General features: G+C 63.2%; 23 protein-coding genes. 19 read left to right on the top strand and 4 right to left on the bottom strand.

Annotation, left to right across the window (positions count from 1 at the left end; genetic code table 11):
• Positions 1-6: 6 nt before the first annotated feature.
• Positions 7-957, bottom strand: a complete 951-nt coding sequence (gene cysK / locus CXY80_RS17425) for a cysteine synthase A (protein WP_104133220.1) — start codon at positions 955-957, stop codon at positions 7-9.
• Positions 958-1,047: 90 nt separating this feature from the next.
• On the opposite strand from cysK, the gene prmC reads away from it, so the two are divergent.
• The 13 genes from prmC to CXY80_RS17360 all read left to right on the top strand — a co-directional run bounded on the left by prmC (position 1,048) and on the right by CXY80_RS17360 (position 12,539).
• On the top strand, positions 1,048-1,932 hold the full coding sequence (gene prmC, locus CXY80_RS17420; RefSeq protein ID WP_092448753.1) for a peptide chain release factor N(5)-glutamine methyltransferase: 885 nt from the start codon (positions 1,048-1,050) through the stop codon (positions 1,930-1,932).
• 70 nt (positions 1,933-2,002) lie between these two features.
• Positions 2,003-2,824, top strand: a complete 822-nt coding sequence (locus CXY80_RS17415) for an L-threonylcarbamoyladenylate synthase (protein WP_104133219.1) — start codon at positions 2,003-2,005, stop codon at positions 2,822-2,824.
• Between the two features lie 3 nt (positions 2,825-2,827).
• The gene (locus CXY80_RS17410) at positions 2,828-4,111 is read left to right on the top strand and encodes an MraY family glycosyltransferase (RefSeq protein ID WP_092448751.1); all 1,284 of its coding nucleotides are present in this window, start codon (positions 2,828-2,830) and stop codon (positions 4,109-4,111) included.
• On the top strand, positions 4,108-4,584 hold the full coding sequence (locus CXY80_RS17405) for a hypothetical protein (RefSeq protein ID WP_092448750.1): 477 nt from the start codon (positions 4,108-4,110) through the stop codon (positions 4,582-4,584). Before CXY80_RS17410 ends, CXY80_RS17405 begins: the two co-directional genes overlap by 4 nt.
• 195 nt (positions 4,585-4,779) lie before the next feature.
• Positions 4,780-5,568, top strand: coding sequence for a F0F1 ATP synthase subunit A (gene atpB / locus CXY80_RS17400; RefSeq protein ID WP_233195466.1), 789 nt, complete (start codon positions 4,780-4,782; stop codon positions 5,566-5,568).
• 53 nt (positions 5,569-5,621) lie between these two features.
• The gene (atpE, locus tag CXY80_RS17395; protein WP_092448748.1) at positions 5,622-5,858 is read left to right on the top strand and encodes an ATP synthase F0 subunit C; all 237 of its coding nucleotides are present in this window, start codon (positions 5,622-5,624) and stop codon (positions 5,856-5,858) included.
• A gap of 29 nt (positions 5,859-5,887) precedes the next feature.
• Positions 5,888-6,448, top strand: a complete 561-nt coding sequence (locus CXY80_RS17390) for a F0F1 ATP synthase subunit B (RefSeq protein ID WP_092448970.1) — start codon at positions 5,888-5,890, stop codon at positions 6,446-6,448.
• Positions 6,449-6,451: 3 nt separating this feature from the next.
• Positions 6,452-7,249: a F0F1 ATP synthase subunit delta gene (locus CXY80_RS17385; protein WP_104133217.1), complete on the top strand. Its 798-nt coding sequence runs from the start codon at positions 6,452-6,454 to the stop codon at positions 7,247-7,249.
• A gap of 113 nt (positions 7,250-7,362) precedes the next feature.
• Positions 7,363-9,000, top strand: coding sequence for a F0F1 ATP synthase subunit alpha (gene atpA / locus CXY80_RS17380; protein ID WP_092448969.1), 1,638 nt, complete (start codon positions 7,363-7,365; stop codon positions 8,998-9,000).
• A 60-nt stretch (positions 9,001-9,060) separates the two neighbouring features.
• Positions 9,061-9,963 carry a F0F1 ATP synthase subunit gamma gene (locus tag CXY80_RS17375; RefSeq protein WP_092448746.1) on the top strand — a complete coding sequence of 301 codons (903 nt, stop codon included), beginning with the start codon at positions 9,061-9,063 and terminating at the stop codon, positions 9,961-9,963.
• A 17-nt stretch (positions 9,964-9,980) separates the two neighbouring features.
• Positions 9,981-11,444: a F0F1 ATP synthase subunit beta gene (atpD, locus tag CXY80_RS17370; protein ID WP_092448745.1), complete on the top strand. Its 1,464-nt coding sequence runs from the start codon at positions 9,981-9,983 to the stop codon at positions 11,442-11,444.
• Between the two features lie 2 nt (positions 11,445-11,446).
• The gene (locus CXY80_RS17365; RefSeq protein WP_092448744.1) at positions 11,447-11,710 is read left to right on the top strand and encodes a F0F1 ATP synthase subunit epsilon; all 264 of its coding nucleotides are present in this window, start codon (positions 11,447-11,449) and stop codon (positions 11,708-11,710) included.
• A 13-nt stretch (positions 11,711-11,723) separates the two neighbouring features.
• Positions 11,724-12,539: a YaaA family protein gene (locus tag CXY80_RS17360; RefSeq protein WP_092448743.1), complete on the top strand. Its 816-nt coding sequence runs from the start codon at positions 11,724-11,726 to the stop codon at positions 12,537-12,539.
• A 26-nt stretch (positions 12,540-12,565) separates the two neighbouring features.
• Here the strand turns inward: CXY80_RS17360 and CXY80_RS17355 are convergent, their stop codons facing one another.
• Positions 12,566-13,063, bottom strand: coding sequence for a methylated-DNA--[protein]-cysteine S-methyltransferase (locus tag CXY80_RS17355; protein ID WP_092448742.1), 498 nt, complete (start codon positions 13,061-13,063; stop codon positions 12,566-12,568).
• A 133-nt stretch (positions 13,064-13,196) separates the two neighbouring features.
• Between CXY80_RS17355 and CXY80_RS17350 the strand changes: the two genes are divergently transcribed.
• The 4 genes from CXY80_RS17350 (at position 13,197) to CXY80_RS17335 (ending at position 19,426) form a co-directional block, all read left to right on the top strand.
• A complete protein-coding gene (locus CXY80_RS17350) occupies positions 13,197-14,159 on the top strand; it encodes an aldo/keto reductase (RefSeq protein ID WP_104133216.1) in 963 nt (320 codons plus the stop codon).
• A gap of 168 nt (positions 14,160-14,327) precedes the next feature.
• Entirely contained in the window at positions 14,328-16,061 is a 1,734-nt protein-coding gene (locus tag CXY80_RS17345) for an ABC transporter ATP-binding protein (protein WP_104133215.1), read from the top strand.
• Positions 16,058-18,022: an ABC transporter ATP-binding protein gene (locus CXY80_RS17340; protein ID WP_104133214.1), complete on the top strand. Its 1,965-nt coding sequence runs from the start codon at positions 16,058-16,060 to the stop codon at positions 18,020-18,022. The genes CXY80_RS17345 and CXY80_RS17340 overlap by 4 nt, the downstream gene beginning before the upstream one ends.
• 93 nt (positions 18,023-18,115) lie before the next feature.
• Entirely contained in the window at positions 18,116-19,426 is a 1,311-nt protein-coding gene (locus tag CXY80_RS17335; RefSeq protein WP_104133213.1) for a DUF4192 domain-containing protein, read from the top strand.
• Positions 19,427-19,496: 70 nt separating this feature from the next.
• Here CXY80_RS17335 and CXY80_RS17330 read toward each other — a convergent pair whose 3' ends face one another.
• Both CXY80_RS17330 and CXY80_RS17325 read right to left on the bottom strand, forming a co-directional pair.
• A complete protein-coding gene (locus CXY80_RS17330) occupies positions 19,497-20,927 on the bottom strand; it encodes an aspartate aminotransferase family protein (RefSeq protein ID WP_092448739.1) in 1,431 nt (476 codons plus the stop codon).
• Positions 20,928-20,932: 5 nt separating this feature from the next.
• Positions 20,933-21,415, bottom strand: a complete 483-nt coding sequence (locus CXY80_RS17325; RefSeq protein ID WP_092448738.1) for an Lrp/AsnC family transcriptional regulator — start codon at positions 21,413-21,415, stop codon at positions 20,933-20,935.
• Between the two features lie 123 nt (positions 21,416-21,538).
• Here CXY80_RS17325 and CXY80_RS17320 point away from each other — a divergent pair, with 123 nt between their 5' ends.
• Entirely contained in the window at positions 21,539-22,975 is a 1,437-nt protein-coding gene (locus tag CXY80_RS17320; protein ID WP_104133385.1) for a gamma-aminobutyraldehyde dehydrogenase, read from the top strand.
• A 107-nt stretch (positions 22,976-23,082) separates the two neighbouring features.
• Entirely contained in the window at positions 23,083-23,886 is an 804-nt protein-coding gene (locus tag CXY80_RS17315; protein WP_104133212.1) for a PP2C family serine/threonine-protein phosphatase, read from the top strand.
• Positions 23,887-24,300: the final 414 nt, after the last annotated feature.

Raw genomic sequence — 24,300 nt, 5'->3', positions numbered from 1 at the left:
GACGGCTTAGTCGAGCAGGTCTTCGTACAGCACGGTTGAGATGTACCGTTCGCCGAAGCCGGGAACGATGACGACGATGGTCTTGCCCTTGTTCTCGGGCAGTTTTGCCTGCTCGAGCGCGGCCCAGACGGCAGCGCCACCGGAGATGCCGCCGAGGATGCCCTCATCGGTGCCGAGCTTGCGCGCCGTGGCGAGCGAGTCGGCCAGGGTGACATCGGTGATCGAGTCGTAGACCTGACGGTCCAGAGTTTCCGGCACGAAGTTCGCACCGAGGCCCTGAATCTTGTGCGGGCCGGGCTTGCCGCCGGAGAGAATGGGGGAGTCAATCGGCTCGACGCCGACGACCTTGAGGCCTGGCTTCTGCTCCTTGAGATAGCCGCCGGTGCCGGAAATGGTGCCGCCGGTGCCGATGCCCGCGACGAGAATGTCGACGGTGCCCTCGGTGTCGTTCCAGATCTCCACGCCGGTGGTCGCGCGGTGGATGGCCGGGTTGGCCGGGTTCGTGAACTGGCTGGCCAGAACGGCGCCCGGGGTGTTGGAAACGATCTCGGCGGCCTTCTCGACCGCGCCGCGCATACCGTCGGCACCGGAGGTCAGCACGATCTCGGCGCCGTAAGCGCGCATCATGACGCGACGTTCCTTGCTCATCGTCTCCGGCATGGCCAGAATGACGTTGTAGCCACGGGCTGCGCCGACCATGGCCAGGGCGATGCCCGTGTTGCCGCTGGTCGCTTCAACGATGGTGCCGCCCGGCTTGAGCGAGCCATCCTTCTCGGCCGCGTTGATGATGGCGACGCCGATGCGGTCCTTCACGCTGCTGGAGGGGTTGTAGAACTCGAGCTTGACGAGAACGGTGGCGCCGAGCCCGGCGGTCAAACGGTTCAGCTTGACGAGGGGGGTCCCACCGACGGCTTCGGTGATGTCGGAATAGATCTTGGGCACGTGAGCAACTTTCATTCGGTGATCTTCGGCAAAATATGGTGTGTAGGGCCTTATCCAGCCTATGGCCCTCGGCCACTAACGGCCGGGTGCGTTACATTTCACTACGTGCCTTCTTCAGATTCTGCCCAGCCCGCCACCGTCACTTCCCTGAGAAACCAGGCCATTGCCCGGCTCGGCGCCGCCGGAATCCTCGACCCGGAGGTCGACGCCGACCTGCTGATCGGCCACGTGCTCGGTCAAAGCCGCGGCGAAGTGCAGGCCGCCAGCATCCTGGCTAAACCCGTCAGCAAAGCGGATGCAGCCACCATCGACCTCCTGCTGGCCCGCCGCAGCGCCCGCGAGCCCCTGCAGCACATAACAGGGCGCGCCCCCTTCCGGGCGCTGGCCCTCAACGTTGGACCGGGTGTCTTCGTGCCTCGCCCCGAAACCGAACAGGTCGCCCAGTTCGCCATCGACGCGCTGCGATCGATGCCCGACGCGGAGCCGATCGGTGTCGACCTCGGCACCGGCAGTGGCGCCATCGCCCTGGCCCTGGCCACCGAGGTGCCGCACGCCCGTATCTTCGCCGTCGAGAACTCAGTGGAAGCGTACCCGTGGACCTCTCGCAACTTCGCCGAGGTCGCTGCCCGCAACGCCACCCTCACCTTCGGTGACCTCGCCGACGCCTTCGTCGAACTCAACGGCACGGTCGCCGTCGTCATTTCCAATCCCCCGTACATTCCAGCGGATGCGATTCCCCGCGACCCCGAGGTGCGCCTGTTCGATCCGGCTCACGCCCTGTTCGGTGGTCCGGACGGCCTCGACGTGGTGCGAAGCGTATCGGCGACCGGCCTGCGCCTGCTGCGACCGGGCGGTGTGCTCGTGATCGAACACGGGGAACTGCAGGGAACGGCTATCCGGGCTCTGCTAGCCGCGGACGGTTGGCGCGCCCCGGCCACCCACCGTGACTACACGAGTCGCGACCGGGCGACCACGGCGTTGCACCCCTGAGCGACGCGCGACGCAACCGGTGGCCGTGGAATCCGCTTCTCACAACCGCACTGGGTTAGAATTGCCGGAAATGACACGTATCTACGACTGCACGAGCGACTCGGACACGGGCGAGTCCGACACGAGCCAATCGAAATACCAGGCGGCCATCGCACTGGCGTGCTCGGCGATCGGCCGAGGGGCCCTCGTCGTCATCCCCACCGACACCGTCTACGGGGTTGCCGCCGACGCGTTCAATGCCGAAGCCGTACAGCTGCTCCTGGACGCGAAGGGGCGCGGGCGCCAGTCGCCGCCGCCCGTGCTGATTCCCACCGTCAGCACCCTCGATGCCCTTGCCGTCGACGTACCGCAGCCCGTACGCGACCTGGTCGCGGCGTTCTGGCCGGGCGGATTGACCGTCATCGTCCATGCCCAGCCATCGCTGGTCTGGGATCTCGGCGAAACCCGCGGCACCGTCGCCCTGCGCATGCCGAGCAACCAGGTCGCGCTCGACTTGCTCGCCGCAACCGGCCCGCTCGCGGTGTCGAGCGCGAACCTCAGCGGCGCGCCCGCCGCCCTCGACGCGCTTTCCGCCGAGGCCGCCCTCGGCGAAAGCGTTGAGGTCTATCTCGACGGCGGCACGGCCGGCAACACCTATGCAAGCGCCTTCGGACTGGCTGGTGAGGGCTCCTCGACCATCGTCGACGCGACCGGCTTTGAGACCAATGGCGGCCTGCTGCACATCGTGCGCTCCGGGGTCATCTCCCGAGACGCGATCTCCGACGTCATCGGCGTACTGCTGGCCCCGGAGGCGGCGCCCGACGCAGCGGTCGATCCCGCCGATGCAGGCGAAACGGATGCTGCACCCACACTCTCCGCACCCTCCCAGGACGACACGGATACCAGCCGGTAGCCCATGACAGTATTCATTCTGCTCGCGCTCGTTTCGGCGATCGTCACCTTCGGGCTGTCGATCGTCGTCTACAAGCTCAGCCACAAGTACCGTCTCTACCCGAAGATTCGGGAACGTGACGTACACACCCGCCCGACGCCGCGCCTCGGCGGAATCGCCATGTTCCTCGGCATCCTGGTCGCATTCGGTATCGCCTACCTCACGGCCGGGGCATTCGCACCGCTGCGCCTGGTCTTTGCCGACCCGCAGCAGATCCTCGCGATCCTCGGCGCAGCGCTGCTGATCGTGCTGGTCGGGGTGGCCGACGACATCTGGGACCTCGACTGGATGACGAAACTCGCCGGCCAATTCATCGCCGCCGGGCTCGTGGCCTGGCAGGGCGTGCAGATCTACTCCCTGCCGATCGGCGGACTGACGGTCTGGAGCGGCTGGACGTCGATCGTCGTCACGGTCGTCGCCATCGTCGTCGTCATGAACATGATCAACTTCATCGATGGCCTCGACGGTCTCGTCACCGGCGTCGCCCTCATCGCCAACGGCGTTTTCTTTCTGTACAGCTACCTGCTCGTGCGTGACACCTCGCCGACCAACTACTTCAACCTCGCCTCGCTGATTGCTGCCATCCTGGTCGGCGCCTGTGTGGGGTTCCTGCCGTTGAACTGGCATCCAGCGAAGATGTTCATGGGCGACGCCGGTGCGCTCCTGGTAGGCCTGCTCATGGCCACGAGCGCGATAGCCATCACCGGGCAGATCGACCTGACCTCCCTCAACCGTTCGCAGCTGTTCCCGGCCTTCATTCCCCTCCTGCTGCCCCTGGCGATCATGATCATCCCGCTGCTGGACTTCGGGCTCGCCGTCCTCCGCCGGGTACACGCGGGCAAGTCACCCTTCAGTGCCGACCGAAAACACCTGCACCACCGCTTGCTCGATATGGGACATTCCCACCTGCATGCCGTGCTGATCTTCTATGGGTGGACAGCCGCAGCATCCATCGGATGCCTGCTCTACTACATCCTGCCGGTTTACCTCGGTCTTCCCACCGGCTACGCGACCATCTTCCTGGTGACCTCGCTCCTGATCTGCACCATCGTCACCCTCGCCCCGCTCGGTCGCCGCAAGACCGGCGAGTGGGCCAGCCAGTCGGCGCCGCTGCCGGTGGTCGTTCTGAATCAACTCGACCCGCTCGACGTCGCGGCCCAGCACACCACAGACACACCCGTACTATCAGACCCCGCAACGACACGAGCGACCGCCCCCGCGGCGACGCCTGCCGAGGAGAACGCATGACCAGCACCAACACGCCCGCCCCCACCCAGCCCACCTCGATCCCCGTGCTGCGTCGCATCCTGATCTACGGCGTCTACGTCGCCGTGGCCATCGCGGTGGTCGGATCCATTGTGGGCTTTGTCGTCGACGGCGGTACCGGGGTACTCAGCGCTCTGATCGGAACGGCCATGTCGGTCGCCTTCATGGGAATCACGGCCGGCAGTATTCTCCTGGCCAACCGCGTGGCCGGAAACGAATCCGCCATCGGTGGATTCTTTGGCATCATCATGGGCGGCTGGCTGCTCAAGTTCGTCGTCTTCCTGGTGCTTTTGGTGCTGCTGCAGGACCGCGCCTGGATTCAGCCAATGGTGCTGTTCTTCTGCATCATTGCCGGAGTGATCGGCTCCCTCGTGGTCGATGCGGTCGTGGTGATGAAGAGTCGAATGCCCTATACGAGTGACGTCACGTTGCCCCCTGCACCCATCGACGACTGACCTTGGCACCCAAGCCTCGACCCATCCCGCTCTCGATTCGGCGCAGCGCCTGATCTTTGCTAGAGTAAACACCGATCCAACCCCGGTTTGCACATGCTTTACAGCGTAGTGAACCTGCCCATATTCGTCGATGCGCGAGCAGAGCTCACCGCCCCGAAACAGGAGAAAGCGCTGCTAAAAATCGCCGTAAACCTGATGGTCCCGTCTGCCACCGACGACGGTGAATTCCACGGTCCCTCCATCAATGAGTTCTTCCCCGATGTAATCTTCTTCGCCGATACTCCGTTCGAGATTAACCGCATCATCCTGATTCGCTTCCTCGCGGTTGCGGTCCTGATGCTGGTGTTCTGGCTTGGTACGCGTCGCATGAAGATCATTCCGACCCGCGGCCAGAGCCTGGCCGAAATGGGACTCGACTTCGTTCGCGTCAATATCGCCGAAGACCTGCTCGGTAAGAAAGACGGCAAGCGTTTTCTGCCGCTTCTGACGACCATCTTCTTCATGGTGTTGTTCATGAACATCACGGGCATCATCCCGTTCCTCAATATCGCCGGTACGTCGGTGATCGGGGTTCCGCTGCTGCTAGGCGTCATTTCCTACGGAACCTTCATCTACGCCGGCATCAAGAAGAGCCCGGGCAAGTTCTTCCGTAACTCGCTCTTCCCGCCCGGAGTTCCGCCGGCCCTGTACATCATCGTGACGCCGATTGAATTTATCTCGACGTTCCTGGTGCGGCCGGTCACCTTGACTCTCCGACTGATGATGAACATGATCGTCGGACACCTTCTGCTCGTGCTGTTCTTCAGCGCCACGCATTTTTTCTTCTTCACTGCCGATGGTGGTTTCAAGCTCTTCGGTGCTGGCACCCTCGTCTTCGGCTTCGCCTTCACGCTGTTCGAAGTGCTGATCGCCGTCCTCCAGGCTTACATTTTTGCCCTACTCACCGCCGTCTACATCCAGCTCGCGCTGGCTGAGGAACACTAGACACTTTACGAATCCGGCGATCGCCGCATTCACCACTACGGAAGGAAACACACGTGGACGCAACAACCGTTCTCGCGGAAATCAGCGGAAACATCGCGACCGTCGGTTATGGCCTCGCAGCCATCGGCCCGGCAATCGGTGTAGGTATCGTCGTTGGCAAGACCATTGAGGGTGTCGCACGTCAGCCTGAACTGGCTGGCCGCCTGCAGGTCCTGATGTACATCGGTATCGCCTTCACCGAGGCGCTCGCCTTCATCGGCATCGCGACCTACTTCATCTTCACGAACTAGTCCTCTTCACTACTTAGTTAGGAGGCATGATGCTTCACGCAGTAATTGCAGCCGCGACGGAAGAAGCGGCGCCAAACCCGCTCATCCCGGAGCCGTACGACATTATTTGGTCGGCGGTCTGCTTTGTCGTGATTTTGTTCTTCTTCTGGAAGCTTGTGCTCCCCAAGATGCAGAAGCTTCTTGACGATCGTGCAGAAGCCATTGAAGGCAACATCGCCAAAGCCGACGACGCCCAGCGCAAGGCCGAAGCTGCACTCGTGCAGTACACGGCTCAGCTCGCTGAAGCTCGCGCCGAAGCCGGTCAGATTCGTGACCAGGCCCGCACCGATGGCCAGCGCATTGTCGCTGAGCACAAGGAAGCGGCCACGGCCGAGGCCGGCCGCATCGCGGCCAGTGCCAAGACGCAGATCGAAGCCGAACGCCAGGCCGCCGTTGTCTCCCTGCGCAGTGAGGTCGGCACTCTCGCCATTGACCTCGCCTCGGGTGTCATTGGGGAAAGCCTGTCCGACGACGCCAAGGCCAGCGCCATTGTCGATCGTTTCCTGGCCGAACTTGAAGCCAGCGAAGCGCCAGTAGCAGGAAAGATCTAACCAATGGGAAGCGCCACCAGAGAAGCACTCGCCACATCGAGGGCGGCACTGTCCGTCCCCGGCAGCACGACTGATCTGGCGACGGGCGAAAGCCTCTTCGGCGCCGGTCGAGTGATCGGGTCGTCGTCGCAACTCCTGTCGGCGCTTGGCGATGCATCAGCGGATGCTGCGGCCAAGGTCACCCTCGTTCGTGCCGTCTTCGGTGCGAGCGTGACGCCTCGGGCGCTGGATCTGCTCGCCGCAGCCGTTGCCGAACGCTGGTCCAGCCACGACGACCTGCTCGCTGGGATCGAAGAACTGGGCCTTCGGGCATCCGCCCTGTCTGTTTCGACCGAAACGTCGATCGAGGGCGAACTGTTCTCCTTCGGCAAGACCGTCTCCTCTGACGCCGAGCTCGAACTGGCCCTGGCCAGCAAGCTTGGCAAAATCGACGCCAAAGCCGCCCTCGTTGAAAAGCTCCTGGCCGGCAAGGTGTCCGGTCAGACGCTCGCAATCGTTCGCCACCTGGTGCAGCAGCCTCGCGGCCGTCGCATCGGCGAATTGCTGCGGCAGGCGGCATCCGTTGTCGCCGACCAAGCCGGAACGTCGATTGCCACCATCACTTCGGCGAGCGTTTTGACGCCCGCCCAGCTCGACCGTCTGCGCAAGAGCCTCCAGGAACGCCATGGGCGTGCACTCACCATCAACCAGGTCGTTGACCCGGCTCTGGTCGGGGGAGTACGCGTACAGATCGGCGATCTGGTTATCGACGGCAGCATTGCAACCCGCCTGGCCGATTTGAGACTCCAGCTCGCCAGCTGATTTTTGCGCAGTTCGGCAAAACCAGCAGCACCGTAAACCACGCAGTACCAGATTCAGGGCGGCAGCGTCTTGAACAGACAGAACCTGTACAGCCGTACAGAAAAGGGAAGATGATGGCAGAACTAACGATCAGCCCCGATGAGATCCGTGGCGCTCTCCAGGACTTCGTGAAGTCCTATGAGCCGAACAAGACATCGACGACCGAGGTCGGCTACGTCACCACGGCCGGTGACGGTATCGCCCACGTTGAGGGCTTGCCCGGCGTGATGGCCAACGAGCTCATCAAATTCGCCGACGGCACCCTGGGCCTGGCCCAGAACCTCGATGAAGATGAGATCGGCGTCGTCGTCCTCGGCGAGTTCGCCAGCGTTGTTGAGGGCATGGAGGTGCACCGCACCGGCGAGGTTCTGTCCGTTCCCGTCGGTGACGCCTTCCTCGGTCGCGTCGTCGACCCGCTCGGCGCGCCGATCGATGGTCTCGGCGAGATTGTCAGCGAGGCCCGTCGTGCCCTCGAGCTGCAGGCCCCCGGTGTCATGCACCGTAAGAGCGTGCACGAGCCGATGCAGACCGGTATCAAGGCCATCGACGCCATGATTCCGATCGGCCGCGGCCAGCGTCAGCTCATTATCGGTGACCGCCAGACCGGCAAGACCGCGATCGCGATCGACACCATCATCAACCAGAAGGCCAACTGGGAGTCCGGTGACACGAACAAGCAGGTTCGTTGCATCTACGTCGCCATCGGACAGAAGGGCTCCACCATCGCTTCGGTGAAGGGTGCGCTCGAGGATGCCGGAGCGATGGAGTACACCACCATCGTCGCCGCCCCCGCTTCCGACCCGGCTGGCTTCAAGTACCTCGCCCCGTACACCGGTTCGGCCATCGGCCAGCACTGGATGTACGCCGGCAAGCACGTTCTCATCGTATTCGACGACCTGTCCAAGCAGGCCGAGGCTTACCGTGCCGTTTCGCTGCTGCTGCGTCGCCCGCCGGGACGCGAAGCGTACCCCGGGGACGTGTTCTACCTGCACTCCCGTCTGCTCGAGCGTTGTGCCAAGCTGTCCGACGCCCTCGGCGCCGGTTCGATGACCGGTCTTCCGATCATCGAGACCAAGGCCAACGACGTTGCCGCCTACATTCCGACCAACGTGATCTCGATCACTGACGGCCAGATCTTTCTGCAGTCCGACCTGTTCAACGCCAACCAGCGTCCCGCTGTTGACGTGGGTATCTCGGTCTCCCGCGTCGGTGGCGACGCGCAGGTCAAGTCGATCAAGAAGGTGTCTGGAACGCTCAAGCTTGAGCTCGCTCAGTATCGCTCGCTCGAAGCCTTCGCGATGTTCGCCTCCGACCTCGACGCGGCCAGCCGCCGTCAGCTCGCTCGCGGCGCTCGTCTAACCGAACTTCTGCGTCAGCCGCAGTACTCGCCGTACCCCGTTGAGGACCAGGTTGTCTCGATCTGGGCCGGCATCAACGGCAAGCTCGACGAAGTTCCGGTTCCCGACGTGCTGCGTTTCGAGCGCGAGCTGCTCGACTTCCTCGGTCGCAATACCGAGATCCTGAAGAACCTGCGCGAGACCAACGTTCTCTCCGACGAGACCGTTGCCGCTCTGACCGCGGGTGTCGACAAGTTCAAGCTCGAGTTCCAGACCGGCGAGGGCAAGCCGCTCGCCTCGGTTGGCAAAGAGAAGTTTGAGGCCATCGCCGCCGAAGACGTCAACCAGGAAAAGATCGTCAAGCACCGCCGCTAGTCGCTTTTCGACTTGCGGTGCCACTGATCTCATCAAACTGAAAGACAAGGAAGCAGACACATGGGAGCGCAACTTCGCGTCTACCGGCAGAAGATCAAGTCTGCCCAGACGACCAAGAAGATCACTCGGGCCATGGAGCTAATCTCCGCCTCGCGCATCCAGAAAGCGCAGGCGCGGGTCGCTGCGTCAACCCCGTACTCGCGTGCAGTGACTCGTGCCGTTTCGGCCGTGGCCACGTACTCGAACGTCGAGCACGTGCTCACAACGGAGCCGGAGAAGATCGAGCGCGCAGCGGTCGTTATCTTCGCCTCCGACCGTGGCCTGGCCGGTGCGTTCAGCTCGCAGGTTCTGCGTGAAGCGGAGTCGCTCAGTGAGCTGCTGCGCGGCCAGGGCAAAGACATCGTCTACTTCTTGGTGGGCCGTAAGGCCATCGCCTACTTCACGTTTCGGGGCCGCGCGTCTGAGCGAGTCTGGACCGGCGGCACCGATCAGCCGCAGTTCGAAACGGCCAAGGAAATCGGCGAGGCCCTGCTCGAGTCGTTCCTCACGGACTACTCCGATGGCGGCGTCGATGAGATTCACATCGTCTACAACCGCTTCGTGAGCATGGTTACCCAGGTTCCCGAAGTCGTTCGACTGCTTCCGCTCGAGGTCGTCGAGGGTGTGGAAGAACCGGGCAACAACACGGTTCTTCCGCTCTACGAGTTCGAACCCGACGTGGAAACGGTTCTGGACAGCCTCCTCCCGGTCTACATCGAGAGTCGTCTGTTCAACGCCATGTTGCAGTCGGCGGCGTCCGAGCACGCGAGCCGTCAGAAGGCGATGAAGTCGGCCAGCGACAACGCCGACAAGCTGATCACGGACTACACGCGGTTGTCGAACAACGCGCGGCAGTCCGAGATCACCCAGCAGATTTCCGAGATCGTGGGTGGAGCCGATGCGCTCTCATCCGCCAAGAAGTAACCAGAGAAGAGAGAGCAATGACTGACACCGCAACCGCGCCAGTCCGCGCGGAGGATACGGCCGGCTCTGTTGGCCGCATCGCCCGTGTCACGGGCCCTGTTGTCGACATCGAGTTTCCGCATGACTCGATCCCCGGCATCTACAACGCCCTGAAGACCACGATCACCATCGGCGACGAGTCGAACGAGATCACCCTCGAGGTTGCCCTGCACCTCGGCGACGACCTGGTTCGTGCCATCGCACTCAACCCGACCGACGGACTTGTCCGCGGCCAGGAAGTGCGCGACACCGGCAGCCCCATCACGGTTCCGGTCGGAAACGTCACCAAGGGCAAGGTCTTCAACGTCATCGGCGATGTGCTGAACGCCAAGCCGGGCGAGAAGATCGAGATCACGGAGCGCTGGCCCATCCACCGCAAGCCGCCGCCCTTCGACCAGCTCGAGTCGAAGACTCAGCTGTTCGAGACCGGTATCAAGGTCATCGACCTTCTGACGCCGTATGTTCTCGGCGGAAAGATCGGCCTGTTCGGTGGTGCCGGTGTCGGCAAGACCGTTCTGATCCAGGAAATGATCCAGCGCGTTGCGCAGGACCACGGTGGAGTTTCGGTATTCGCCGGAGTCGGTGAGCGTACCCGTGAGGGCAACGACCTCATCGCCGAGATGGAAGAAGCCGGCGTCTTCGACAAGACCGCACTGGTCTTCGGCCAGATGGACGAGCCGCCGGGAACGCGTCTGCGCGTCGCGCTCTCTGCCCTCACCATGGCGGAGTATTTCCGCGATGTCGAGAAGCAGGACGTGTTGCTCTTCATCGACAACATCTTCCGCTTCACGCAGGCCGGTTCAGAGGTCTCCACACTGCTCGGCCGTATGCCGTCCGCCGTGGGTTACCAGCCGAACCTCGCCGACGAAATGGGCATCCTGCAGGAGCGCATCACGTCCACGCGTGGCCACTCGATCACCTCCCTTCAGGCGATCTACGTTCCTGCCGACGACTACACCGACCCGGCTCCGGCGACCACGTTCGCCCACCTCGACGCCACGACCGAGCTGTCGCGTGAAATCGCGTCGAAGGGCCTCTACCCGGCCGTCGACCCGCTCACCTCGACCAGCCGTATCCTCGACCCCCGCTACCTGGGTGCCGATCACTACAACACGGCCGTTCGCGTGAAGGCCATTCTGCAGAAGAACAAGGAACTCCAGGAGATCATCGCGATCCTCGGTGTTGACGAGCTGTCTGAAGAAGACAAGGTCACGGTTTCCCGTGCCCGTCGTATTCAGCAGTTCCTTTCCCAGAACACCTACATGGCGAAGAAGTTCACCGGTGTTGAGGGCTCCACGGTTCCACTGAAGGACACCATCGAGTCGTTCACGGCGATCGCCAACGGTGACTTCGACCACGTCGCCGAGCAGGCATTCTTCAACGTCGGTGGCATCAACGACGTCGAAGAGAAGTGGGCTCAGATTCAGAAAGAGAACGACTAAGCATGGCAAAGTCGCTGTCCGTCAGCGTTGTGTCGGCCGACCAGCAGGTCTGGACCGGCGAAGCGACGATGGTCGTCGCCAAGACCGTCGAGGGCGAGATCGGTATTCTTGCCGGTCACGAACCGATGTTGGCGATTCTGGCCATAGGCGATGTTCGCCTCACCCTGGCCGATGGTTCCAAGGTCGTCGCGAAGGCTGAAGATGGCTTTCTGTCCGTCGACAACGACATTGTGACCGTCGTGGCTCGCAAGGCTGAACTCGTCTAACAACGGAACACCTTTGCTGATACTGCTACCGCCGTCGGAGACGAAACGCTCCGGCGGCGAAGCTGTACCCCTGGACTGGTCGCTCCTGGCCTACCCGGCCCTCAGCGTCAAGCGCCGATCCCTGGCCCGGGCGCTGGTGAGCCTGTCGCGGCACCCGGAAGCGGCGATGGCCGCCCTGAAACTCGGTCGCACCCAGCTGTTCGAACTGGACCGCAACCGTGAGCTTCTGCGGTCGCCGACCATGCCAGTCATTGACCGTTATACCGGGGTGCTCTTCGATGGGTTGGATGCTGCCACCCTGACGGTCCCGCAGCGCGAGTTCGCGCAGGCCCACCTGGTCGTGCATTCCGCGCTGCTCGGGCCGCTCGCTGCCCTGGACCCGATTCCGGCCTACCGGCTGTCGCATGACTCCCGGGTGCCGGATCTGACCTTGAACAAGCATTCGCTCAAACAACATTGGGCCGCCGACGTGCAGAAGCTCCTCGGCCGAACCGAGGGCCTGTTGCTTGATTTGCGCTCGGAGGCCTATGTCGCCCTGGGTGCCCGTCCGGTGCGCCCGAACTCGATCTACCTGCGGGTCGTCGCCGACAGCGGCGACAGCCAGAGGCGCGCTCTCAATCACTTCAACAAGAAGTCCAAGGGGGAATTCGCGCGGGCATTGATCGACAGCGGGCAGGAATTCGGGGCCGTTGCCGACCTGATCGACTGGGCCCGGTCGGTCGGTATCAGCCTGGCACCCGGTGCGCCCGGTGAACTTCAGCTTCTCGTCGAGCAGCACTTGGCGAGCAAGGGCCAGCCGGCGAAGTCGACGATCTTCACGGCGCAGTAGCACGCAGACGTGTCTTCGGGAGCAGGCTAGTGGTGCATGATGCCCTCGTGGTCGAGCAGCCAGGCCTTGGTGGGGATGCCCTGACCGGCACTGTAACCGGTGATTCGCCCCGTGGTCGCGAGCACGCGGTGGCAGCCGATTATGATCGGCACCGGGTTGGCGCCGACAGCTCCACCGATGGCGCGGCCCGATCCGGCGCGCCCGATGTCAGTGCCGAGCGCACCGTACGAGATGACCTCGCCGAAGCCCAGAGTTGAGAGGCGAGCCCACACGCTGCGTTGAAATTCGGTGCCGCGGGTCAGGTGCACCGGAAGGTCGAACGAGTGTCGGGTGCCCGCAAAGTACTCGTCCAGCTGCTCGGCCGCCTGTCGCAGCACGGGGGAGGGGTTCTCGGCGTATTCTGCGAGCGGAAGGTGACCGTCCGTTTCGATCGAGAGGGAGAGGATGCCGTCATCATCGGCGGTGAGCTCAAGCCGCCCGAGGGGGCTCGGCAAGCGAAGGAGCGCGGGAGGCGTGGTGGTCATATTTCGACTGTAGCCGCACCCAAATGAGCGCGCTCGCGGATTTCGGACATCGGTGCCGAACGCGCGCAACGGTGCGCTGTGCAGGAGACGGTCGGTTTGCCCCGAGCAGGCCGAACGGTCATAGTCTAAAGGAATGGCTCAGATTGAATATCGCAGACTTGGCTCCTCCGGACTGACCGTTTCAACGATCGGACTGGGTTGCAACAACTTCGGCCGCAGCGGCACGGCGTCGGAGGGACAGGACGGCACGACCGCCGTCATTGATGCGGCATTCGAGGCCGGGGTGACGCTCTTCGACACGGCAGACATCTATGGTGCCGAGCGAGAGCTGAGCGAGACCCTGATGGGTCACTCGCTGCGCGGCAAACGCGACCAGATTGTGCTCGCGTCCAAGTTCGGCATGGACATGGGCGGGTTGAACGGTCCGGACTGGGGCTCGCGCGGCTCGCGCCGATACATCCGTTTGGCCGTTGAGGCATCGCTGCGACGTCTGCAAACCGACTGGATCGACCTGTATCAGCTGCACGTCGCCGATCCATTGACACCGATCGAGGAAACGCTGTCCACGCTCGATGACCTCATCACCGAGGGCAAGATTCGCTACATCGGCCACTCCAATCTGGCCGGCTGGCAGATCGCGGAGGCGGAGTTCACAGCGCAAATGAACGGGCATCCCAAATTCATCTCAAGCCAGAACGAGTACAGCCTGCTGGTGCGCGATGTCGAAGAGGAGGTCCTTCCGGCCGTGAACGCTTACGGCTTGGGCTTTCTCCCGTTCTTCCCCCTCTATAACGGACTGTTCACGGGCAAGTTCTCCCGTGCGGGTGGGCCAGCTGACAGCCGCATCATGATGATCCGGCGCCACCTCGCTGACGATGCTCCCTGGGACGTGATCGAGCAGTACCAGGAGTGGTGCGACGCGCGTGGCGTTAGCATGTTGGCGGCGACGTTCGCCTGGCTGCTCGCCCAGCCCGGGCTGACGAGTGTGATTGCCGGCGCGACCAAGCCCGAACAGATTCGTCAAAATGCCAGCGCGGCGACCGCGTGGCAGCCGAGCGCCGACGAGGTGGCTTACATTTCGGACCTCTTTGCCTGAACGTCTGATGTGAAGTTGTGCCGAAGTCGGCGTTTTTTGCGCAGCGCGCAATATTTCGGTCGACGACGTGTCGGAAAGAGTGCACTATGGCATCAGAGGTAGCTGCGTCGACCCCTCGGTCTGGGCGGTGCCTATTCACGCATCTAGACCGTTCAGTAGGAGAGTTTCGTGCTTTGGTCCTTGCTCGTGAGTTTTCTGCGGCCGTACTGGCAACTGCTTACCGGGGTGATCGTCTTTCAACTGGCCCAGTCGATTGCTTCCCTTTTTCTGCCCACTCTCAACGCCGACATCATCGACGAGGGCGTCGCTACCGGCGACACCGGCTACATTCTGCGTGTGGGCGGGCTGATGTTGCTCATCACGCTCGCGCAGATCGGGTGCGCGATCGTCGCCGTGTACTTCGGTGCCAAGGTAGCGATGAAGGTCGGTCGTGACCTGCGCGGGGCGGTCTTTAGCCGGGTGGGGGAGTTCTCCGAGCAGGAGGTCACCCGGTTCGGCGCTCCGTCGCTGATCACCCGCTCCACCAATGACGTGCAGCAGGTGCAGATGCTCGTGCTCACCACCTGCACACTGCTCGTCTCCGCGCCCATCCTCAGCATTGGCGGCGTGATCATGGCGATCCGCCAGGATGTGCAGCTGTCCTGGCTGATCGCGGTGAGCGTGCCGATACTGCTCATCGCGGTTGGTCTCATCGTCGTACGAATGGTTCCCCTGTTTCGCAAGATGCAGACTCGCATCGACACCGTCAACCGGGTGCTGCGGGAACAACTCACCGGCATCCGTGTCGTTCGGGCGTTTGTTCGTGAGAAGCAAGAGATTGCCTGGTTCGCCAAGGCCAACCAGGACGTCACCGACGTGGCCCTGGGCTCGGGTCGGCTGATGGCGCTCATGTTCCCCATCGTTATGCTCGTGCTCAACGTGTCGAGCGTCGCCGTGATCTGGTTCGGCGCATTCCGCATCGAAGACGGTTCGATGCAGGTCGGCACCCTGATCGCCTCCCTCAGCTACCTTATGCAGATTCTGATGGCGGTCATGATGGCCACGTTCATGGCCGTGATGATTCCGCGGGCCGCCGTCTCGGCCGACCGCATCGGCGAAGTGCTGGCCACCGCGTCGAGTGTCGTGCCGCCGGCAAACCCGGTGAACGTGACCGTCGGCCACGGCGAGCTCGAACTGCTCGACGTGGGCTTCGCCTATCCCGGCGCCGAACAACCGGTGCTGCGCAACGTGAGCTTCATCGCTCGCCACGGCGAGACCACGGCGATCATCGGCAGTACGGGGAGTGGCAAAACCACCCTAGTGAACCTGTTGCCGCGACTGTTCGACGCCACAAGCGGCTCCGTTCTGGTGGATGGCGTGAATGTGCGCGAGTTGAACCCCGACCTGCTCTGGGGCAATATCGGTCTCGTACCGCAAAAGCCCTACCTGTTCTCCGGCACTGTGCGCAGCAACTTGCTCTACGGCAAGCCGGATGCGACGGAAGAGGAACTCTGGCAGGCGCTTACCATCGCCCAGGCCCGGGATTTCGTCACCGAAATGGAGGGCGGGCTTGATGCGAAGATTACCCAGGGCGGCACCAATGTGTCGGGTGGGCAGCGCCAGCGCCTCGCGATCGCCCGCGCCCTGGTGAAACAGCCGGAGCTGTACATTTTCGACGACTCGTTCTCGGCCCTCGACCTCGCGACGGATGCCCGGCTGCGGCTCGCGCTCAAACAGAGCGCCAATGGAGCCACCATGCTCATCGTCGCCCAGCGGGTGTCGAGCATCATCGACGCCGACCAGATTCTGGTGCTGGAAGACGGCCGCATCGTCGGCCGAGGAACGCACGAGCAGCTGCTCGAGTCCAACACGACCTACCAGGAAATTGTGTCATCCCAGCTCACCGCGGAGGAAGCAGCATGAGCGAGACACACGCTGACGACAAGCCGGCTCCGCGCCCGCAGCGCGGTGGTGGGCCGTTCGGGGGGATGAACCTGCCCGCCGAGAAATCCCTGAATTTCACGGCCTCGGGCAAACGACTGCTCGGCAAGCTACGGCCGGAACGCCTGTGGCTCGCGCTCGTGTTCGCCCTCGCGGTGATCAGCGTGACGTTCTCGGTGCTTGGGCCGCGCCTGCTCGGCGAGGGCACCAACCTGATCTTCTCCGGCGTGGTGTCGAAATCGCTGCCGAGCGGCAGCAGTCAGGCCGACGTGATCGCGGGGCTGCGGGCATCCGGTGACAGCACGCAGGCCGACATGCTCAGCGGCATGACGCTCACGCCGGGGCTCGGAATCGACTTCGCTATGCTTTCTACCGTGCTGTTCTGGGCGCTCGCGCTCTACGTACTCTCGAGCGTGTTCAGCTGGATGCAGGCCTACGTACTCAACGGAGTCGTGCAGCGTACCGTCTACCGGCTGCGCGAAGAGATCGCGGCGAAAATCAATCGCCTGCCGCTGAGCTACTTCGATAAGAAGCCGCGCGGTGAACTGCTCAGCCGGGTCACCAACGACGTCGACAATATCTCGCAGAGCCTGCAGCAGTCGCTCAGCCAGGTAGTCACGAGCCTGCTCACCGTGATCGGCGTCATCGTGATGATGCTCATCCTGTCGCCACTGCTCGCCCTGATCGCGCTCGTCACCGTGCCGCTGACCCTCGTGATCACCGCCTTCATCGCCAAGCGTTCGCAGAAGCTGTTCGTGGCCCAGTGGGCGAACACCGGGGAGCTCAACGGTCAGATTGAGGAGACCTTCACCGGCCATGCCCTGGTCAAGGTGTTCGGCCGGCAGAAGGAAGTCGACGCCCGGTTCAAGGCCAAGAACGACGAACTCTATGAGGCCAGCTTCGGCGCGCAGTTCATCAGCGGCCTGATTACGCCGGCGATGACCTTCATCGGCAACCTCGTCTATGTCGCCATCGCGGTCGTCGGCGGCCTGCAGGTCGCCTCCGGCGCCATGCAGCTCGGTGACGTGCAGGCGTTCATTCAATACTCCCGCCAGTTCACCCAGCCGCTCGCGCAGCTCGGGTCAATGGCCAACCTGCTGCAGTCGGGCGTCGCATCCGCTGAACGGGTCTTCGACCTGCTCGATGCCGAGGAGCAGAGCGAAGACCCGGACTTGGCGGAGACGCCGACTGAAGCGCACGGCCGGTTGGTCTTCGAGAACGTGTCGTTCCGTTACAGCGCCGAGAAGCCGCTGATCGAAGAGCTCAGCCTCGTCGCTGAACCCGGGCAGACCATCGCGATCGTCGGCCCGACCGGGGCCGGCAAGACCACCCTCGTGAACCTCATGATGCGGTTCTACGAGATTGATTCCGGGCGCATCCTGCTCGACGGCGTTGACGTGGCGACCATGACCCGGCACGACCTGCGCAGCCGTATGGGAATGGTGCTGCAGGACACCTGGTTGTTCGGTGGCACCATCCGCGACAATATCGCCTACGGCCGACCGGATGCGACGGAGCAAGACATTCTCGCTGCCGCCACAGCCACGTACGTGGACCGGTTCGTGCACTCGCTTCCGGACGGATATGACACCGTGCTCGACGACGAGGGAGGCAACGTGAGCGCGGGGGAGATGCAGCTGCTCACCATTGCCCGGGCATTCCTGGCCAAGCCGAGCGTTCTTATCCTTGACGAGGCGACGAGCTCGGTCGACACCCGCACCGAGGTGCTCGTGCAGAAGGCGATGAGCGCGTTGCGGGCCGAACGCACCAGCTTTGTCATCGCGCACAGGCTGTCGACCATTCGCGACGCCGACCTGATTCTCGTGATGGAGTCTGGCCGCATCGTGGAGCAGGGCAACCATGTGCAGTTGCTCGCCGCGAACGGTGCCTACCAGTCGCTGTATGCGGCGCAGTTCGCGGCCCCGGTCGCCGACGAGGTTTAGAGCGTCTCCTCCACAGGGGGCCTGCCGCCGAGGTGATCCCCAGATACGCGGTCGGTAGCGGCGGGTTTACGCGCGACCGGGCACAGTGGCGGCATGCAACCAACCCGTGTTAAAGCCCAGAAGGCCCAGGACTTTCTGGCACTCGTTCCCCAGCTGCTCGGGTTTCTGCCCGAGACCAGCGCGGTTCTCGTCGCGTTTCGCGGCAATCGCACCTGCGGCGCCTTGCGCTTCAACCTGCCCGAGGATGGCGCACCGCAGAAGGTGTATCAACGCATCGCCACGACACTGGCCGGGATGCTCTGCAAGATTCCCGGCGTCGACGCTGTCGTTCCCGTCATCTACACGGACGACTCCTTCGTCGAAGCCCGCGGAATCCCACGGGAGAGTTTTGCGGAGATACTGAACCGGCGGCTCGAACTCAGCGGTTTTCTGTTGCGTGATTCGCTCTGCGTGTCAGTGGATGCCTGGGGCAGTTATCTCGACCCGCAGTGCCCGGCGGGCGGGCATCCGCTCAGTGACATTGCCGAGTCCCCACTGAACGACGAGGCGACCGATCCGGCCGCGCGACCGCTCGGCACTCTGCAGAATGGCGCGGAACCGGTCGGCGTCAATCTGGCCACCAAGGAACGCCTCGCCCGGGTCTACCGGCGCTACCGCCACCTGATCGCGCGGGCCGAAAATGCCCCGGAGTTGTTTCCTACCCTCGGCGCGCTGCTCGACCCGGTCGCGATCGCGGAGGAAGCGCTGACCTGGAGCAATCCGCCCACCGAGGATGACGCGGCAGCGCTGCTCGTGCTCGTGCAGTCACCGCCCAATCGCGACCAGATCATGGTGCAGTTCGCCTTCGGCCGCGAGGAAGGCGTTCGCGCCCACAAGGTCAACCTGCACTACGTCCTGCTCCAGCACGAGACCGGGCGTAGCCTCGACGATCTTGTGGCCGAGGAGATGGACTCCGGTGACTCGAGCGCCCAACATACCGGGGACATCATGCTCGGGCTGCGGCAGGAACGACCGGATGTCGACCGGATCCGGATGGCCATCACCCTGTTGCGCACCGTGGTTGCGCTGGCGCCGCGTTCCGCCAGACCGGCGCCGCTCTGCATGCTCGCCTGGCTGTCCTGGGCCCTCGGCAGTGGCTCCGTTGCCGGATTCTTCGTGGACCAAGCGCTCGCCATCGACCCGCGGTACAGCATGGCGAACCTGCTGGAAGTGCTGCTCGGGTCGGGACACCTGCCGGAGTGGGCGTTCGCGGTTCCGCGCCGGGACGACGCGGAGAGCGACGATTTCGGCTACGAAAATGACGAAGACTTTGGCGAAGATGCCGCGCTCAGCGACGACGCTCTGTGGTCCTTCGAGGGCGAGAACAACGAAGACGACGACGAGGCGAGGGCCGCCGGCGGTTGAGGCAGGTGCTGCCCGACGGCGACCCGGTCGCGCATTCGTTTGAAGGCGAGACCAGGTCCCGGCGAACGAACTACAGGTGCTTCGGTGCCTCCGAGAGCACGCCGTGCAGAATCTCGCTGATCTCGGCGAATTCCTTCGGGCCAATGGTCAGCGGGGGAGCGAGCTGAATCACCGGGTCGCCGCGGTCATCGGCGCGGCAGTACAGGCCCGCCTCATACAGCGCCTTGGACAGGTAGCCGCGCAGCAGACGCTCGGACTCGTCGTCGTTGAACGTTTCCTTGGTGCCCTTGTCCTTGACCAGCTCGATGCCGAAGAAGTAGCCGGCACCGCGCACGTCGCCGACGATCGGTAGGTCGAGCAGCGTCTCCAGCTCCTTGCGGAACAACGGCGAGTTCTCGCGCACGTTCTCGTTGAGCTTCTCCTCCTCGAATATGTCGAGGTTGGCCAGGGCGACGGCCGAGGAGACCGGGTGGCCGCCGAAGGTGTAGCCGTGGTAAAACGTCGTATCGCCGTGCTTGAACGGCTCGTAGATGCGGTCGCTGATGATGGTCGCACCGATCGGCGAGTATCCGCTCGTCATGCCCTTGGCACAGGTGATCATGTCGGGCTGAATGTCATAGGTCGTCGATGCGAACATATTGCCGATGCGACCGAAAGCCGTGATGACCTCATCGGCGACCAGAAGCACGTCGTACTTGTCGCAGATCTCCCGCACGCGCTTGAAATAGCCTGGAGGTGGCGGGAAGCAGCCACCGGAGTTCTGCACCGGCTCGAGGAACACGGCGGCCACGGTCTCCGGCCCTTCGAACTCGATCATCTCTTCGATGCGGTTGGCGGCCCACTGGCCGAACATCTCGAGGTTGTCGCCGAGGCCAAGGCCCGGGCTCATTTCGTCGGCGCGGTAGAAGTTGGTGTTGGGAACACGGAAGCCGCCGGGGGTGACCGGTTCGAACATTTCCTTCATTGCCGGAATGCCGGTGATGGCCAGCGCACCCTGCGGGGTGCCGTGGTAGGCGACGTTGCGGGAGATGACCTTGTGCTTGGTCGGGCGTCCCATCAGTTTCCAGTAGTACTTGGCGAGCTTGAATGCGGTTTCAACGGCTTCGCCGCCACCGGTCGAATAGAACACGCGGTTGAGGTCGCCGGGCGCATAGGAGGCGAGGCGGTCAGCGAGCTCGATCGCGTTCGGGTGGGCATACGACCAGATCGGGAAGAATGCGAGTTCTTCGGCCTGCTTGGCGGCGACCTGGGCCAGGCGCTTACGTCCGTGTCCGGCGTTGACGGTGAACAATCCGCTCAAGCCGTCGATGTACTGCTTGCCCCGGGAATCCCAGATGTGGTGGCCCTTGCCCTTGACGATGATGGGCACTCCGGCGCCGGATTCCATCACCGACTGACGGGAGAAGTGCATCCAGAGATGATCCTTGGCCTTTTGCTGCAACTCGGCGTTGTGCGCGTCGCTGAAGGCAACCGGTGAATCGATGGGTGTGGTGAGCGTCATGTTCTTTACCGTGTTCCCCAGTTATAAAACTGTTTGTGGAGTTTGAGATAAACGAAAGTCTCGGTGGAGAGAACCCCATCGAGGTTGCGGATCTTGGAGTTGAGCAGTTCAAGTAATTCGTCGTCGTCTTCGCAGACGACCTCGGCGAGAATGTCAAAGGTGCCGGCCGTGAGTACGACATAGTCGACGGCATCAATCGCAGCGAGTTGCTCGGCGAGAATGCGGGTGTCGGCCGAGGCTCGAATGCCGATCATCGCCTGGCGAAAGAAGCCCAGCTGCATCGGGTCGGTTACGGCGACAACCTGCATGACGCCGGAATCGGTGAGCTTTTGCACCCGCTGCCGCACGGCCGCCTCGCTGAGGCCGACAGCTTTGCCGATCTCCGCGTACGACCGGCGTCCGTCGACCTGCAGTTGTTCGATGATCTTCTTCGACACATCGTCGAGCTGGGCCGGCTTGGGCGGGTGACCACGCCTTTGTCCATTCATGCATCGATTGTGTCAGTCGAAATGCACTTCAGCAAGCGAATCCGTAGCAGTCTTCGCAAAACACTGCGGATTTCATTTGTGAATCTGGGTGTGCTTCAAACCGAAATCGGTACACTGGGCCGCATGAGCGCCCCCGAACTACGCAACTTCATCAATGGCCAGCACTCCGAGTCGACGTCGACGGAACGGTTTGACCTGATCGATCCGGCGACCGAATCGGTCTATGCCTCGAGCCCGGTCTCGAACGCGACCGACGTCGATGCTGCCTACCGCGCCGCGGCATCCGCTTTCGAAATTTGGGGCGAAACGACCCCGGCGGTCCGGCAGCTCGCACTGTTTCGCATAGCGGATGCGATGGAGGCGCGTGCCGAGGAATTCGCCGACGCCGAGTCGCTCGACACCGGCAAGCCACGTTCGACCCTCGTCGACGACGAGATTCTGCTCTCGGTCGATCAGATTCGGTTCTTCGCCGGAGCCGCCCGCAATCTGGAGGGCCGTGCGGCCGGCGAGTATCTGACCGACCACACCTCCTTCATTCGCCGCGAACCGATCGGTGTCGTCGGTCAGGTCACGCCTTGGAACTACCCGCTGAACATGGCGGTCTGGAAATTCGCGCCCGCGCTCGCCGCCGGCAATACGACCGTGCTCAAGCCCTCCGACACGACGCCGAGCGCGACCCTGCTGCTTGCCGAGATCGCCGCGGAGTTCCTGCCGAAGGGAGTGCTCAACGTAATCACCGGTGACCGCACGACCGGTGCGGCCATGATCGACCACAAGACTCCCCAGCTGGTATCGATTACCGGATCGGTGCGGGCCGGTATGGCCGTCGCCGAAGCTGCCTCACATGATCTCAAACGGGTCCACCTTGAACTCGGTGGCAAGGCACCGGTGATCGTCTTTGACGATACCGACATCGAGCTCGCCGTGGCCGGTATCGTCGCCGCCGGCTTCTTCAACGCCGGCCAGGACTGCACCGCTGCGACCCGGCTGCTCGTGCAGGCCGGCATTCACGACGAATTCGTCGCCGCGCTCACCGCCTACGCCAGAGAGAACGCGCGCACCGGTGCTCCCAGCGCACAGGGAATCCTGTTCGGCCCGGTGAATAACGTCAACCAGCTCGCTCAGGTCTCCGGTTTCGTCGACCGGCTGCCCGACCACGCCGTGCTCGAACTCGGCGGTCATCGCGTCGGCCAGGCCGGCTATTTTCACGAAGCGACCATCGTGAGCGGACTGCTGCAGACCGACGAGGCCGTGCAGCAAGAGATTTTCGGCCCGATGATGACCGTGCAGCGATTCACTGACGAGGCCGAGGCGCTGCGCTGGGCGAACGACGTGCAGTATGGTCTTGCGTCGTCGGTGTGGACCCGGGATCACGGTCGGGCGATGCGCTTTGCCAAGCACCTTGACTTCGGTTGCGTCTGGATCAACACCCACATACCGATCGTGGCCGAGATGCCGCACGGCGGTTTCAAGCACTCCGGGTACGGCAAGGACCTCTCGATGTATGGCCTCGAGGACTACACCCGGATCAAGCACGTGATGAGCTACATCGGACATTAGGTGCGGTACGGTGCCAACGGACGGTGCCGTTATTATGGTGCAAGTCCTTCGGTGAACGTTGGAACGGCGGGGCCGGCTTCGCGCCCCACACTCGGAAGGCACTACCCGTGACCCAGATTGGTCAAGGTTCGACCGAATTTCGTGTCGAACTGCCCAGCGTTGGAACGTCGTTAACGCTGGCGTGGGCTGCCTTGACCGACGTTGGTCATCGCCGGGAGGTCAACGAAGACAGCCTGCTCGCCGCGCCACCGCTGTTCGCCGTCGCCGACGGCATGGGGGGGCATTCGGCCGGCGATGTCGCCAGTGCCGCCGTCGTCACCAGGCTGGCCGAGCTGTCCGGAACGCTCGTCGCCGAGGCCGGTTCGATTGACCGCGCCCTCGTGCTGGCCGTCGAGGATATGGCACAGGGTGTCGGAGTCACCGACCAGGGCACCGGAACAACGGTGACCGGGGTTGCACTGGCCCTGGTTTCGGATGCCGTCAGTTGGATCGTCTTCAACATCGGCGACTCCCGGGTTTATCAGTTGTCCAACGGTGTACTCGAGCAGATCACCAACGACCACTCGGTCGTGCAGGAACTCGTCGATGCGGGGCGCATTACCCGCGAAGAGGCCGACGTGCACCCGCACGGCAATATCATCACCCGGGCGGTCGGCTTTCACGAACCGCCTATTCCCGACTATCGCATTCTGCCGATCCAGGTCGGCATGCGCATCCTGGTCTGCTCAGATGGGCTCACCAAGGAACTGACCTCGTACGGTATTCGTCATTTTTTGCTCGAAAAGAAGCTGGCAGCGGATGCCGTCTCAGCGATGGTCGACGCGGCCCTCGAAAACGGTGGTCGAGACAACGTCACCGCGATCGTGGTCGACGTGCTGGCGGTCGACCCCTACGAGGCACCCACGGACTAATTGCCCCGCGTTCGGGCTTCCAAGCGATCTTTTGTGGGTGCCGGAGCGTGCCTTCCCAAACGTGGCCTGTTTGTGGAACGCGACTCTTTCCGTTGGTCGAGCTTGCCGAGACCGCCATGGACTGGCCTGAGCCGTCTCGACAACGCGTGGTCGGCCCGAATGCATATTCGCACATAAATCCAAACATATCTGAGAATCTCTCGACTCTGGCGCATGGTTTTGGTATACTTCTTCTCTGAGCCAGAGCGGCGATACTCCCCAGCCGGGCCGTGTCGATCCGTTCTTCGCGGCTCACGGCTACCCGCCGTCCACACTCGAGGAGCGTGCCGAGTTCGAGGTGTTCTGGGCGCAGTGTCAGGCTGATTGGCGGCTCCAACTGGCCGAGGGGCTCGGAGACTGCGCCCCATATGAAGA

Source organism: Cryobacterium sp. M91 (assembly GCF_002929615.1).
GTDB classification, from domain to species: domain Bacteria; phylum Actinomycetota; class Actinomycetes; order Actinomycetales; family Microbacteriaceae; genus Cryobacterium; species Cryobacterium levicorallinum.
This window is presented reverse-complemented; position numbering and strand designations above follow the sequence as displayed.